Genomic DNA, 11,884 nt, shown 5'->3' with positions numbered 1-11,884 from the left:
ACAGCCGTCATTCCAGGGGGTGGAAACCAGTCTAAACGTTCGAGTGAAAGGACTTTGGGCCCTACTGCTCACACAATCACACGCAGTGCACGGCGTACGCCTGTGAACGTCACACTCGTACGCAGTCCCAGGTGGTCGCCGTCCATCTGGAAGGGCAGGGGAACCTGCGAATGCAAGGTGAAGTTCGTGAGGTCGTGAAGTGAGAGGGCGTGTTTGCCGTGGGGCCCGCGCTGGGGTGTTGACGTCAGCAACTGGGTCGCGTAGCGGGCCACCGCGGACGGCGAGAGCTTGCTCAGTGCGAACAGATCCAGGGCCGTGTCGAACGAGGCGTCGGGGGACGGGTAGATCGGCCGATTGCCCAGGTAGGTCCACGGGGCGGTGTTGCAGATTATGGCCAGCGCCAGGTCCTCGACGGTCTCAGCGGAGCCCTCGGTGCCCCCCGGACGTTCGAGAGTGAGGATGCCCCGGCGGCGGCTCGCCTCGACCAGGAACTGCCGTACGACCTGTCGCACGTACAGGGCGTGGGTCGAACGCTTGCCGCGTTCGCGCTGCTGCTCCACCCGGCCGACGACGCCGGCGTCGAAGCCGAAGCCCGCGCAGAAGGTGAACCAGCGTTCCGGTACGCCCTCGTCCACGCTGCCCGGGGTGCCCGCCGCCAGACCGAGGCCGATGGTGCGCTCGCTGCCGTCGCGCAGCGCGTCCAGCAGGGCGCCGGTTGCCTCCACCACGTCATTGGGGAGGCCGAGGGCGCGGGCGAAGACATTGGTGGAGCCGCCGGGGACGACCGCCAGTCGGGGATGGGAGTCCGGATCGGGGCCGCCGGCCAGCAGACCGTTGACCACCTCGTTGACCGTGCCGTCGCCGCCGAGCGCCACGACCAGGTCGGTCTCCCCGCCTTCGGTGGCCTCCTGGGCAAGATCACGGGCGTGCCCGCGGTACTGGGTCTGTGCGACCTCCAGCTTGAGGTCGCTGGCGAGTGCGTGGGTCAGTACGTCACGGGTGCGGGCACTGGTGGTGGTTGCTGCGGGATTGACCACAAGAAGTGCGCGCATATGCAGCAGCGTACCTACCTGCTGGTACCGGCCTTACGCCCCGTCCGGCTCCGGGGCATCGCCGGAGGCGGGGAGGGCCGGCGCTACGCTGCTGGGGTGAGCAGTCAGCAGAAGCAGTCCGCGCCCCGAGCCGCCGGTGCCCCTGCCGCGGCCGAGCCGACCGGCCCGCGGCCCGCCCGGCTGAGCGCCGCGGCGGCGCTCACCGCGGTCGAAGGGCTCGCCCTGGCCGCCCTCGGCGCCTACATGTTGATCATGGGTCTCGCCGGTTCGCCGGACAGCCCGCAGCAGGCGGAGATGGGCGGGCTCACCGTCCTCGCGCTCGCCCTGCTGCCGCTGGTCGCCGCCCGGGGGCTGTGGCTGCGCCGCCGCTGGAGCCGGGGCCCGTCGCTGATCACCCAGATCGTGGCGCTGCCGGTGGCCTGGACGCTGGTCAACGGGGGCGGTGCGCTGATCGCGGCCGGTATCGGGCTGGCGGTGGCCGCACTCGTCGTGCTCGTTCTGCTGGTCAACCCGACGGCCACCGAAGCGCTGGGTATCGGGCCGCGGGAGACGCCCTGAAGCCAGGGCGGACGCGCCGCCCCGGGTCCTTCGGGCCCCTGGAACGCACGGTGGGCGGGGCCTTCGAAGGCCCCGCCCATCTCGCTTAAGCGCCGTTCACTCCTCGACGAGCAGCTTGTCGCGGAGCTGGGCGAGGGTGCGGGCCAGCAGGCGGGAGACATGCATCTGGGAGATGCCGACCTCCTGGGCGATCTGCGACTGGGTCATGTTGCCGAAGAAGCGCAGCAGCAGGATCTTCTTCTCACGCGGCGGGAGATCCTCCAGCAGCGGCTTGAGGGACTCGCGGTACTCCACCCCTTCCAGCGCCTCGTCCTCGGCGCCGAGGGTGTCGGCGACGGCCGGGGACTCGTCGTCCGTGTCCGGGACGTCGAGCGAGAGGGTGCTGTAGGCGTTGGCGGACTCCAGGCCCTCCAGGACCTCCTCCTCGGAGATCGCCAGATGCTCGGCCAGCTCATGGACCGTGGGCGCCCGCCCGTGCCGCTGGGACAGCTCGGCGGTCGCGGTGGTCAGCGACAGCCGCAGCTCCTGGAGGCGACGCGGGACGCGGACCGCCCAGCCCTTGTCGCGGAAGTGCCGCTTGATCTCGCCGACGACGGTGGGGGTGGCGTACGTGGAGAACTCCACGCCGCGCTCCGGGTCGAAGCGGTCGACGGACTTGATCAGGCCGATGGTGGCGACCTGGGTCAGATCGTCCAGCGGCTCGCCGCGGTTACGGAACCGCCGGGCCAGATGCTCGACGAGGGGGAGGTGCATACGAACCAGGGTGTTGCGCAGCTCGGCACGCTCCGGGGAGCCGTCGGGCAGCTTGCGCAGCTCGTAGAACATCGCCCGGGCGCCGCTGCGGTCCTGCGGCTCCGGGGAATGCTGTTGTTCCTGCAGCTTGTCGTCGGGGGCCGGCGCATCGTGCTGATGCGCCTGCTGCCCCGGCTGCTCGCTCTGCTCCATGTGGTCCGCCCGCTCTGCCTGCTCCGCCGCATCCAACCGGCCGCCGTGGTCGTCTACGCCCACCGGATGCGGCCGGGCCTGCTGCTCGGGGATGGTCGCACTGGACGCCATCCTCCCGCCGCGTTCGAGATCTTTCACGGGGCCCCCTGTTCGGTCATGACGGTCCGGGACCGGCGCCGCGCTCCTTGTACAGACTGATGGTGACCGTTTGATCCTCGGCGACGGTGGAATCGACCTTGCCGGCCAGTGCGGAGAGCACCGTCCAGGCGAAGGTGTCGCGCTCCGGGGCGCGGCCGTCGGTCGTCGGAGCCGACACGGTGACCTGCAGTGCGTCGTCGATGAGACGGAAGACGCAGCTCAGCACACTGCCGGGGACGGCCTGTTGCAGGAGGATCGCGCAGGCCTCATCGACCGCGATGCGCAGATCCTCGATCTCGTCGAGGGTGAAGTCCAAGCGGGCTGCGAGCCCGGCCGTGGCCGTACGCAGCACAGACAGGTAGGCACCCGCAGCGGGCAGACGGACTTCCACGAAGTCCTGAGTCCCGGGCTCGCCTGCGATCTGGGACACCCTCACCTCCAAGGTGGCACAAGCTGGTTGAGCTGGAATGCGCGATATTCGCGTTGTTCGGGATATTCGCGCCGGACTTTTCTCCTCTCGGACGAAAGGAGAACGATTCGGCACGACACATGGTTCGGCTGTGACGCTATCGCGATCTGTGGGCCGGTGTCGCCCGGAAGGAGCACGACTGCCCTCCGGACGGCGACGGCCCGTGGTCGCCCCACACCCTCTCTGTTACTGATTGTAAAGCCACGGGTACGGACAGTGGCTAGGGGTGTGCACTGTCAAATCGATGTCGATTACGCTCCGTTGGCCCGTGAGGTGTCCGCAAGGTCGTGCAGTGCCTTTCCAGTGAGCCGGAAGACCGTCCATTCGTCCATGGGCTGAGCGCCGATCGACCGGTAAAAACCGATGGACGGTTCATTCCAATCCAGGACTGACCACTCGAAACGTTCATAGCCACGTTCCACGCAGATCTCCGCGAGGGCCGCGAGCAGTGCCTTGCCGTGGCCGTCGCCGCGCGCCTCGGGGCGGACGTACAGATCCTCCAGATAGACACCCTGCGTGCCCGTCCACGTCGAGAAGTTCCGGAACCACAGGGCAAAGCCCACCGGGGCGTCACCGGCCTCCGCGATCAGTGCGAAGGCGGCCGGCTGCGGTCCGAAGAGGGCCTTCTTGAGCTGCGGCTCGGTGGCCTGCGCGGCCTCGGGGGCGCGCTCGTACGCGGCCAGCTCGCCGATCATGGCGAGGATGACCGGGACATCCTCGGGGGTCGCTTCGCGGATCATGGGTGAAGGTTAAACGGACACCGCTGATCGCTTCACACCAGTTTCTGGTCGGTGAAGCACCAGCGCCAGGAGGCCCCCGGTTCGTGCGACCGCATCACGGGGTGGCCGGTCTCCTCGAAGTGCCTGGTCGCATGCCGGAACGGCGAGGAGTCGCAGCAGCCGACATGGCCGCAGGCCAGGCACAGCCGCAGTTGGACGGGGTGGCTGCCGGCGGCCAGGCACTCCAGGCAGGTGGCGCTCTGCGGGACCGGCTCGGGGCGCGGCAGTTCGGCAACGTGCGTGCACTCGCTCATGATGGCCAGGTTAGATCGCCGGGATGGTCGGTGAAGGGTACGGGGACGGGACGGGCCGATGGCTGTCATGCCGCTGTTTTTGCTGGTCGCGGGGAGCGCGGCGGTCGCCGGCCTGGCGCGCCGTACGCCGGTCCCCGCGCCGCTGCTCCTGGTCACCGTGGGGCTCGCGGCCTCCTACATCCCCGGTATCCCGGACTACACCCTCGATCCGCACATCGTGCTGCCGCTGGTGCTGCCGCCTCTGCTGCACACCGCGGCGCTGGACAGCTCGTATCTGGGGCTGCGGGCCAATGTGCGGCCGGTGGCGCTGCTGTCGGTCGGCTATGTGCTGTTCGCGACGTTCGTGGTCGGCTATGCGGCCTACCTCGTCATCCCGGGGCTGCCGCTGACCGCCGCCCTCGTGCTGGGGGCCGTCGTCGCCCCGCCGGACGCCGTCGCGGCCACCGCCATCGCCCGCAAACTGGGGCTGCCGCACCGGATCACCACGATCCTGCAGGGCGAATCGCTGTTCAACGACGCCACCGCGATCACCGTGTACAAGGTCCTGGTGGCCGCGGCGATCGGGGCCGGCGCCACCTGGGGCGACGGGGTCAAACAGTTCGCCCTCGCATCCGTGGGCGGTATCGGGATCGGCCTCGTCCTGATGGTGCCGCTGCACTGGCTGCGCGTCCGGCTGCGCGAGTCGGCGCTGCTGGAGAACACCCTCTCGCTGCTCATCCCGTTCGTCGCCTACGCGGCCGCCGAGCAGCTCCACGCCTCCGGGGTGCTCGCCGTCGTCGTGGTCGCCCTCTATCTGGGGCACCGCTCCTGGCAGGTCGACTTCGAGACCCGGCTCCAGGAGGACGCCGTGTGGAAAATGGTCTCCTTCATCCTGGAGTCCGCGGTCTTCGCGCTGATCGGGCTGCAGCTGCCGGTCGTGGTGCGCGGGCTGGGGGAATTCGGCGCGGCGCAGGCCCTCTGGTACGCGGCCGTGATGTTCGTCGTCGTGGTCCTGTCGCGGTTCGTGTGGGTCTTTCCCGCGACCTATCTGCCGCGCATGCTGTCGGCCCGGATCCGTACCCGCGAGCCGGACACGAACTGGACCGCACCGGTCATCGTCGGCTGGGCCGGGATGCGCGGGGTGGTGTCGCTGGCCATCGCGTTCTCCATCCCCTCCGCACTGCACGGCGACGGCTCCTTCCCGGCGCGCAACCTCGTGCTCTTCCTGACCTTCACCACCGTCATCGCCACCCTCGTCATCCAGGGGCTGACACTGCCGGCGCTGATCCGCGCGCTGAAGCTGCCCGGCCGGGACACCCAGGCCGAGACGCTCGCCGAGGCGCAGGCGCAGAACGAGGCCTCGCGGGCCGCCGAGGAGCGCCTGGACGAGCTCCTCCAGGACCCGCGCAACGCCCTGCCCGGGCCCCTCGTCGACCGGTTGCGCAGCGTCATGGAGCGCCGCCGCAACTCCGTGTGGGAGCGGCTCGGCGCGGCCAACGAGATCACCGGGGAGTCCGCCGACGAGACCTACCGGCGGCTGGCCCGGGAGATGATCGACGCCGAGCGCAGCGTGTTCGTCCAGCTGCGGGACGCCCGGCGGATCGACGACGAGATGCTGCGGACGCTGCTGCGCAGGCTGGACCTGGAGGAGGCGACGGCTTACCGGGAGAGCGCCGTCTAGGTGTGCTGTCCCGGGACGTCGGTGACGGGCGAGGCGGGCCGGGGCAGGTCAGGGGCCGCGGTCGGCGGAGGCGGCCCGGCTCAGGGGGTCCCGGTGATCACTGCGGCCACGGTGCTGCCGGGGGCGAAGGCGCCCTCCTCGGCCAGCGTCGTCAGCCCGTACAGCAGCTTGGCGACATAGATCCGCTCCAGCGGCAGCTGGTGCCGGTCCTCGAAGGCCGCCGCGAAGGCGTCGAGTTCCGGGGTGCGGCGGGCGTATCCGCCGCAGTGGAAGCGGTCCTCCAGCCGCCAGTCGCCGCGCGGTCCGCCGAACGCCGCGCGCTGCAGCTCCTCGACCGTCTCCTGGAGGAAGTGCGGCCGGCCGCCCTTCAGTACGGGGAAGCCCAGGGCGCGCTGTCCCGGACCCAGCCCCGCGGCGAGTCCGGCGAGGGTGCCGCCCGTTCCGCAGGCCACCGCGACCGTGTCCGCGGCCCCGTGCAGCTCCCGGCCCAGCTCCGTACAGCCCTGTGCGGCAAGGGCGTTGCTGCCGCCCTCCGGTATGAGGCGGAAGGCGCCGAAGCGGTCGTGCAGCTCGGCGAGCACCTCCGGGTCGGCCCTCCGGCGGTAGCGGGCCCGGTCGATGAAGTGCAGCCGCATCCCGTCGGCGGCGCAGCGGGCCAGCGACCAGTTGAGCGGGGCGTCGGCCAGTTCGTCGCCGCGGACCACGCCGATGGTGGCGAAGCCGAGCAGCCGGCCGGCCGCGGCGGTGGCCCGCAGATGGTTGGAGTAGGCGCCGCCGAAGGTCAGCAGCGCACGCTCACCCGCCGCTGCCGCGGCCCGCAGATTCGGCGCCAGCTTGCGCCATTTGTTGCCCGGAAGCTCCGGGTGGATCAGATCGTCCCGCTTCAGCAGCAGCCGTACCCCGCGGCGGGTGAACGGCGCTTCCTCGACCTCCTGGACGGGGGAGGGCAGGCGCGGGCGCAGGGTGCGCGGGTCCGGCGGCGGGCCGGGGGCGGTGCTGGTCACGTGGTCCATTGTCCCGGGTGCCGGGGGAGCGGGCCCGTGCCGTTCCCGCGCCGCTCACTTCAGACGGGCGGTGATCCGGTCGCGCAGCCAGTCCATCGGGAAGCCGCGCGGATCGACCTTGCCCGGCTGCCACTCCAGATGCCCGATCACCGAGCGTCCGGTCCAGCCGTGCGCCCGGCACAGCGCGGCCGCGGCCTTCTCCAGGGCGTCCAGCTGGGCCGGCGGCCAGTCGTCGGTGCCGTTGCCGCGGTTCTCGCACTCGAAGCCGTAGAAGGCGCGGTTGCCGTCGGTGTCGGCCTCGTTGTCCGGTGGCAGCCGCTTCTCGGCGATCACCGCGCGCAGGACGTCGCCGTCGCCGAGGCCCGCGTGATGTGCGCGGCCGTAGCCGACCAGATGCACGGTGCCGTCCTTGGTGATCACACCGTGGCACAGCGGGCCCGGCAGATCGGGGCGGCCGTCGTGGCAGAGCCGGACGGTGCTCTCGGCGCCGGAGGTGGCGGTGTGGTGCACCATCACCCCGTGCACCGGGCCCCACGGCCCCTTCTCGTTGCGGTTGTGCGTCTCCCAGCCGTCGATCTCCGCGACCCGGAGCCCGTCAGCGGTGAGCGCCTGGCGGAACCGGGCGGCGGACAGTGGTGCGGACATGGCCCACTCCGAACGGACACGGCGGCCACCCGTCGGCCGCCTCATGTCTCGCTTGTACGGGACGGGGCCGGACGGAGGGAACCGAACGGCATAAAGCGGACCAGCCGTTCGGGGAATGTGCGAGCGGTTTCGGCCGCTCGTCAAGGCGGCGGCGGCCCGGCGGCCCCGGTGTCGCGCGCGACGCGCACCGGGGGACCGCGGCGGTCCGCGCAGGGCCTGCCCTGCCCGCCATACTCCGGAAGGGCGTCCTAGTCGTGCAGGAACGCGTCCCCGTGGGCGTTGACGTGCGCCTCCAGTGTGTTGAGCGCGTCCTGGGTCGCCTCGGGCGATCCGCTGCCCCGCCGCTCGGCGAAGTACGCGGCACCCAGCTTTCTCAGCAGTTCGCTGCCGGCGCGGTTCTGCTGCACCTCGTCGACCTTCTGCTTGCCCTGTGCAAGCCCCTGCCGTGCCTGTTCCTTGGCGCGGTCGAGAAACCCTGACATGTGCCACCTCCGTGAGGTCCGTGTCGTAAGGGATCAACGGCGCGGACGGCCGTGGGGTTCCCGTGCCAGGCTGGAGCATGTGGGCGAATCGCGCGACACGAAGGGGCCACCCGGCGTATCCGGCGGGTACCGGGAGCGTGCCTCCCGGGTGGCCGGGGCGGTGCTGTGGACCCGCACCCTGCAGCCCCCGGCCCGGCCCGTGCTGCCCGACGGGTGTACGGATCTGATCTGGAGCGGGGGCCAGCTCCTGGTGGCGGGCCCGGACACCGGGCCGCAGTCCGTGGAGGGCATGCCGCCCGGTACGGCCCTTGTCGGGCTGCGCTTCGCGCCCGGCCAGGGGCCCGCCGTCTTCGGCGTACCGGCCAGGGAACTGCGCGACCGGCGGGTGCCGTTGGCGGACCTGTGGCCCGCCGGCCGGGTACGGGAGCTGACCGAGCGGCTGGCCGCCGCCGGGGCGCCGGGCAGCGCGGCCGGTGTCGGCCGCCTTCTGGAGGAGACCGCCGCTGCCCGTCTCCGGGAAGGCACCGGGGAGGACGGCCGGACCGCCGCCGTCGCCGCGGGCCTCGCCCGCGGCCGGCCCGTCGCCGAGGTCGCCCGCGCCGTCGCGCTCGGCGAACGCCAGCTGCACCGGCTCAGCCTGGACGCGTTCGGCTACGGCCCCAAGACCCTGGCCCGGGTGCTCCGGCTTGTGCGCGCGCTCGACCTGGCGCGCTCGGGGATGCCCTACGCACAGGTCGCGGCGCACGCCGGGTACGCGGACCAGGCGCACCTCGCACGCGAGGTGAAGTTGCTGGCGGGGGCCCCGATGGGGGTGCTGCTCGCCCCGGGTTAGCGTGTCCGTCATGGACTACCAGGCCGTTCTCGAGGAGGTAGCGGCCCACGCCAGGCCGTTCGTGCGACAGGGGCGGGTCGCCGACTACATACCGGCGCTCGAGCGGGTGTCCGCGGACCGTTTCGGGATCGCGGTGGCCGATATCCACGGCGAGGTGTACGGGGTCGGCGACTGGGAGATCCCGTTCTCCGTCCAGTCCATCTCGAAGGCCTTCTCGCTGGCGCTGGTGATGGCCCAGAGCCATGACGGCCACGACAACATCTGGCGGCGGGTGGGCCGCGAGCCGTCCGGTACGCCGTTCAACTCGCTGGTCCAGCTGGAGGCGGAGAACGGCATCCCGCGCAACCCGTTCATCAATGCGGGCGCGCTGGTGGTCACCGACCGGCTGCAGACCCTCACCGGCGATGCCAGCACCTCGATGCTGCACTTCCTGCGGGAGGAGAGCGGCAACCCGGATCTCGCCTTCGACCAGGCGGTGGCCGACTCCGAGGCCGAACACGGCGACCGCAATGCCGCCCTGGCGCACTTCATGGCGTCCTTCGGCAACCTGGAGAACCCCGTCCCCAGCGTCATCGAGCACTACTTCTGGCAGTGCTCGATCGAGATGAGCTGCCGGGATCTGGCCGCGGCGGGTGGTTTCCTGGCCCGCCACGGGCTGCGCGCCGACGGCAGCAGGCTGCTGGAGGCCCGCGAGGCCAAGCGGATCAATGCGGTGATGCTGACCTGCGGGACGTATGACGCGGCGGGGGAGTTCGCCTACCGCGTCGGGCTGCCCGCGAAGAGCGGGGTCGGCGGCGGCATCATCGCCGTCATCCCCGGCCGCTGCACGCTATGCGTTTGGAGCCCGGGACTCGACGCCCGCGGCAACTCCGTGGCCGGCGCCGCGGCCCTGGACCACTTCACGACGCTGACGGGGTGGTCGGTGTTCTGACGGGGGCTGTGGGGGTTTCCGGCCGGGGGTTCGGGGGTTGTCCCCGGGGAGTGCAGTACGACGCTGACGGGGTGGTCGGTGTTCTGACGGGGGCCGCGGGGGCCCGGCGCCCCGCCTGCCGTTGCCGTTGTGGCCTCCGAACCGCTGGCGCATCGTGGGCGTAGGAGGTGCACCGCCATGGAGCACGAGATGCGCGCTGAGTACGAGGAAGGCGTTCTGCCGCATGCGGACACGCCGGTGAAGATCTGGCACATGGTGCGGCTGGACGGCACCACGGCGATGTGCGGACGGGATCTGGCCCCGGCCGCCGCCACCCAGACGGCCGAGGTCTGGGGCACGCCCAAGGGCGAGCCGTTCTGTCACACCTGCGGCGCGCTGTACCTGCGCGAGCACCCCGGCGACATCGGCTAGCCGGGCGCGTCCCGGCCCGCCGCTGCTCCTGGCTCCCCCGGCCGCTGCTCCTACGGGGTGTGTCCTCCTAGGCCCTGTCGTCAAACTCCCGTCTGCCCCGCGGCGCCTGGCACGCACTCCCCCACGCCTGAACGGCGCGGGGGGACCCCCATCCGCGTTGTCGGGGTCTCCCCGGTACACCCAGTACCGGGGAGACCCTCCGCCTTGCGATCGCACGCACCAGACGCCGCGGGGCCTGCCCTTCGGGCAGACGACGGGAGTTTGACGACAGGGCCTAGGGGAGCGGAGCGAACAGATCGACCCCATGGCCGTCCGGGTCCTGTACGACGGCGTAGCGCTGTCCCCAGAACGCGTCCCACGGCGGCTTCTCGCCCGTGTAGCCGGCGTCGGTGAGCTCGGCGTAGAGCTTGTCGACCTCGGCGGGACCGGTGCACTCGAAGGCCAGCCCCGTGGGGGTGCCGCCCTGGGGCGGGGTCCAGTCCGGGTCGATGGCCCGCGCGGTCTCGTGGGTGTCCCACATCAGCCGCAGCCCGCCGGGGAGCGGCGCCTCGGCGTGCGGGGCGGTGTCCGCGTCGGCGGGGATGTCCAGGCCGAGGCGGCGGTAGAAGGCGAGGGCGGCGGCCATGTCGGCGACGACCATGCCGAGGGCCGCGAACCGCGGTGCGGAGGGTGTGGTGGGGGAGGGAGAAGTGGTCATACGGCGAGCGTAGGCAGCCCGCGGGGCCGGGTCTTGAACGAATCGGACACCGGCCCGGCCCGGCTCACGGGCAGTGGATGACCTGCCCCGCGTACGAGAGGTTGCCGCCGAAGGCGAACAGCAGCACCGGGGCCCCGGAGGCGATCTCGCGCCGCTCGACCAGCTTGGACAGGGCGAGCGGGACGGAGGCCGCGGAGGTGTTCCCGGAGTCGACGACGTCCTTGGCGACCACCGCGTTGACCGCCCCGATCCGCTCCGCGACCGGCTCGATGATCCGCAGATTGGCCTGGTGCAGCACCACACCGGCGAGGTCGGCGGGGGTGATCCCGGAGCGTTCGCACACCTTGCGGGCGATGGCCGGCAGCTGGGTCGTGGCCCAGCGGTAGACGGTCTGGCCCTCCTGGGCGAACCGGGCCGGCTCGCCCTCGATGCGTACCGCACCGCCCATCTGCGGCACCGAGCCCCACAGCACCGGACCGATTCCCGGCTCCGGCGCGGCACCGACCACCGCGGCGCCCGCCCCGTCGCCGACCAGCACACAGGTCGAGCGGTCCGTCCAGTCGACGACGTCGGTGAACTTCTCCGCCCCGATGACCAGTGCGTGGGTCGCGGAACCGGCCCGGATGGCGTGGTCGGCGGTGGCGAGCGCATGGGTGAAGCCGGAGCAGACGACGTTGAGGTCCATCGTGGCGGGCGCGTCCAGGCCGAGCCGGGCGGCGACCCGGGCCGCGGCGTTCGGGCTGCGGTCGTGGGCCGTGCAGGTGGCGACCAGCACCAGGTCGATGTCCTGCGGGGCCAGGCCACTGGCGGCGAGGGCCTTGGCCGCGGCGGCGGCCGCCATCGAGTCCACGGTCTCGTCAGGGGCGGCGACATGGCGGGTACGGATGCCGACGCGGCTGCGGATCCAGGCGTCGTCGGTGTCGACGATCTTGGCGAGGTCGTCGTTGGTGAGCACGCGGGAGGGCTGGTAATGGCCGAGGGCCAGGATGCGTGACCCGGTCATGAGTTCCCCTGTACGTGGATGGGC

15 protein-coding genes are annotated in these 11,884 nt (G+C 71.7%); 5 read left to right on the top strand and 10 right to left on the bottom strand.

The annotated features are described in order from the left end of the window. Window positions 1–68: 68 nt before the first annotated feature. A complete protein-coding gene (locus SLV14N_RS12875; RefSeq protein ID WP_208681048.1) occupies window positions 69–1,052 on the bottom strand; it encodes a diacylglycerol kinase family protein in 984 nt (327 codons plus the stop codon). Between the two features lie 96 nt (window positions 1,053–1,148). Between SLV14N_RS12875 and SLV14N_RS12870 the strand changes: the two genes are divergently transcribed. Next, window positions 1,149–1,610, top strand: a complete 462-nt coding sequence (locus tag SLV14N_RS12870) for a hypothetical protein (protein WP_127152966.1) — start codon at window positions 1,149–1,151, stop codon at window positions 1,608–1,610. 96 nt (window positions 1,611–1,706) lie between these two features. Here the strand turns inward: SLV14N_RS12870 and SLV14N_RS12865 are convergent, their stop codons facing one another. From SLV14N_RS12865 to SLV14N_RS12850, 4 genes are all read right to left on the bottom strand, one after another. Beyond that, window positions 1,707–2,666 carry an RNA polymerase sigma factor SigF gene (locus tag SLV14N_RS12865; protein WP_018089505.1) on the bottom strand — a complete coding sequence of 320 codons (960 nt, stop codon included), beginning with the start codon at window positions 2,664–2,666 and terminating at the stop codon, window positions 1,707–1,709. A 43-nt stretch (window positions 2,667–2,709) separates the two neighbouring features. Further along, the gene (locus SLV14N_RS12860; RefSeq protein WP_006603191.1) at window positions 2,710–3,123 is read right to left on the bottom strand and encodes an anti-sigma regulatory factor; all 414 of its coding nucleotides are present in this window, start codon (window positions 3,121–3,123) and stop codon (window positions 2,710–2,712) included. 290 nt (window positions 3,124–3,413) lie between these two features. Beyond that, entirely contained in the window at window positions 3,414–3,902 is a 489-nt protein-coding gene (locus SLV14N_RS12855; RefSeq protein WP_263269384.1) for a GNAT family N-acetyltransferase, read from the bottom strand. A 32-nt stretch (window positions 3,903–3,934) separates the two neighbouring features. Further along, complete coding sequence (locus SLV14N_RS12850) at window positions 3,935–4,195, bottom strand: UBP-type zinc finger domain-containing protein (protein WP_208681046.1); 261 nt, start codon at window positions 4,193–4,195, stop codon at window positions 3,935–3,937. 58 nt (window positions 4,196–4,253) lie between these two features. Here SLV14N_RS12850 and SLV14N_RS12845 point away from each other — a divergent pair, with 58 nt between their 5' ends. Next, window positions 4,254–5,855, top strand: a complete 1,602-nt coding sequence (locus tag SLV14N_RS12845) for a Na+/H+ antiporter (protein WP_263269382.1) — start codon at window positions 4,254–4,256, stop codon at window positions 5,853–5,855. Between the two features lie 80 nt (window positions 5,856–5,935). Here SLV14N_RS12845 and SLV14N_RS12840 read toward each other — a convergent pair whose 3' ends face one another. The 3 genes from SLV14N_RS12840 to SLV14N_RS12830 form a co-directional block, all read right to left on the bottom strand. Beyond that, window positions 5,936–6,868 (bottom strand): 1-aminocyclopropane-1-carboxylate deaminase/D-cysteine desulfhydrase, encoded by a 933-nt coding sequence (locus SLV14N_RS12840; protein ID WP_208681044.1) that lies wholly within the window; start codon window positions 6,866–6,868, stop codon window positions 5,936–5,938. Window positions 6,869–6,913: 45 nt separating this feature from the next. Further along, entirely contained in the window at window positions 6,914–7,504 is a 591-nt protein-coding gene (locus tag SLV14N_RS12835; protein WP_263269381.1) for an N-acetylmuramoyl-L-alanine amidase, read from the bottom strand. A 248-nt stretch (window positions 7,505–7,752) separates the two neighbouring features. Next, window positions 7,753–7,986, bottom strand: a complete 234-nt coding sequence (locus SLV14N_RS12830; RefSeq protein ID WP_127152971.1) for a hypothetical protein — start codon at window positions 7,984–7,986, stop codon at window positions 7,753–7,755. A 79-nt stretch (window positions 7,987–8,065) separates the two neighbouring features. Here SLV14N_RS12830 and SLV14N_RS12825 point away from each other — a divergent pair, with 79 nt between their 5' ends. The 3 genes from SLV14N_RS12825 to SLV14N_RS12815 all read left to right on the top strand — a co-directional run bounded on the left by SLV14N_RS12825 (window position 8,066) and on the right by SLV14N_RS12815 (window position 10,160). Further along, on the top strand, window positions 8,066–8,818 hold the full coding sequence (locus tag SLV14N_RS12825) for a helix-turn-helix domain-containing protein (RefSeq protein ID WP_263269380.1): 753 nt from the start codon (window positions 8,066–8,068) through the stop codon (window positions 8,816–8,818). A gap of 10 nt (window positions 8,819–8,828) precedes the next feature. Further along, the gene (locus SLV14N_RS12820; RefSeq protein ID WP_263269379.1) at window positions 8,829–9,749 is read left to right on the top strand and encodes a glutaminase; all 921 of its coding nucleotides are present in this window, start codon (window positions 8,829–8,831) and stop codon (window positions 9,747–9,749) included. A gap of 177 nt (window positions 9,750–9,926) precedes the next feature. Then, complete coding sequence (locus SLV14N_RS12815; protein WP_208681041.1) at window positions 9,927–10,160, top strand: hypothetical protein; 234 nt, start codon at window positions 9,927–9,929, stop codon at window positions 10,158–10,160. A 274-nt stretch (window positions 10,161–10,434) separates the two neighbouring features. Here SLV14N_RS12815 and SLV14N_RS12810 read toward each other — a convergent pair whose 3' ends face one another. Both SLV14N_RS12810 and SLV14N_RS12805 read right to left on the bottom strand, forming a co-directional pair. Beyond that, window positions 10,435–10,857, bottom strand: a complete 423-nt coding sequence (locus SLV14N_RS12810) for a VOC family protein (protein ID WP_263269378.1) — start codon at window positions 10,855–10,857, stop codon at window positions 10,435–10,437. A gap of 64 nt (window positions 10,858–10,921) precedes the next feature. After that, the gene (locus SLV14N_RS12805) at window positions 10,922–11,860 is read right to left on the bottom strand and encodes a beta-ketoacyl-ACP synthase III (RefSeq protein ID WP_208681039.1); all 939 of its coding nucleotides are present in this window, start codon (window positions 11,858–11,860) and stop codon (window positions 10,922–10,924) included. Window positions 11,861–11,884: the final 24 nt, after the last annotated feature.

The sequence above is a fragment of the Streptomyces sp. Je 1-4 4N24 genome (assembly GCF_026239515.1).
Classification (GTDB): Bacteria; Actinomycetota; Actinomycetes; order Streptomycetales; family Streptomycetaceae; genus Streptomyces; species Streptomyces nigrescens.
The sequence above is the reverse complement of the archived record's forward strand: the minus strand, read 5'-3'. Positions and strand labels throughout refer to the sequence as shown.

What these genes read in the sequence shown, in the direction of transcription:
- SLV14N_RS12850 (WP_208681046.1), bottom strand. Translation starts at nt 4,195, where the DNA reads ATGAGCGAGTGCACGCACGTTGCCGAACTGCCGCGCCCCGAGCCGGTC.
- SLV14N_RS12805 (WP_208681039.1), bottom strand. Translation starts at nt 11,860, where the DNA reads ATGACCGGGTCACGCATCCTGGCCCTCGGCCATTACCAGCCCTCCCGC.
- SLV14N_RS12820 (WP_263269379.1), top strand. Translation starts at nt 8,829, where the DNA reads ATGGACTACCAGGCCGTTCTCGAGGAGGTAGCGGCCCACGCCAGGCCG.
- SLV14N_RS12830 (WP_127152971.1), bottom strand. Translation starts at nt 7,986, where the DNA reads ATGTCAGGGTTTCTCGACCGCGCCAAGGAACAGGCACGGCAGGGGCTT.
- SLV14N_RS12845 (WP_263269382.1), top strand. Translation starts at nt 4,254, where the DNA reads ATGGCTGTCATGCCGCTGTTTTTGCTGGTCGCGGGGAGCGCGGCGGTC.
- SLV14N_RS12875 (WP_208681048.1), bottom strand. Translation starts at nt 1,052, where the DNA reads ATGCGCGCACTTCTTGTGGTCAATCCCGCAGCAACCACCACCAGTGCC.
- SLV14N_RS12865 (WP_018089505.1), bottom strand. Translation starts at nt 2,666, where the DNA reads ATGGCGTCCAGTGCGACCATCCCCGAGCAGCAGGCCCGGCCGCATCCG.
- SLV14N_RS12835 (WP_263269381.1), bottom strand. Translation starts at nt 7,504, where the DNA reads ATGTCCGCACCACTGTCCGCCGCCCGGTTCCGCCAGGCGCTCACCGCT.
- SLV14N_RS12810 (WP_263269378.1), bottom strand. Translation starts at nt 10,857, where the DNA reads ATGACCACTTCTCCCTCCCCCACCACACCCTCCGCACCGCGGTTCGCG.
- SLV14N_RS12815 (WP_208681041.1), top strand. Translation starts at nt 9,927, where the DNA reads ATGGAGCACGAGATGCGCGCTGAGTACGAGGAAGGCGTTCTGCCGCAT.
- SLV14N_RS12840 (WP_208681044.1), bottom strand. Translation starts at nt 6,868, where the DNA reads ATGGACCACGTGACCAGCACCGCCCCCGGCCCGCCGCCGGACCCGCGC.
- SLV14N_RS12855 (WP_263269384.1), bottom strand. Translation starts at nt 3,902, where the DNA reads ATGATCCGCGAAGCGACCCCCGAGGATGTCCCGGTCATCCTCGCCATG.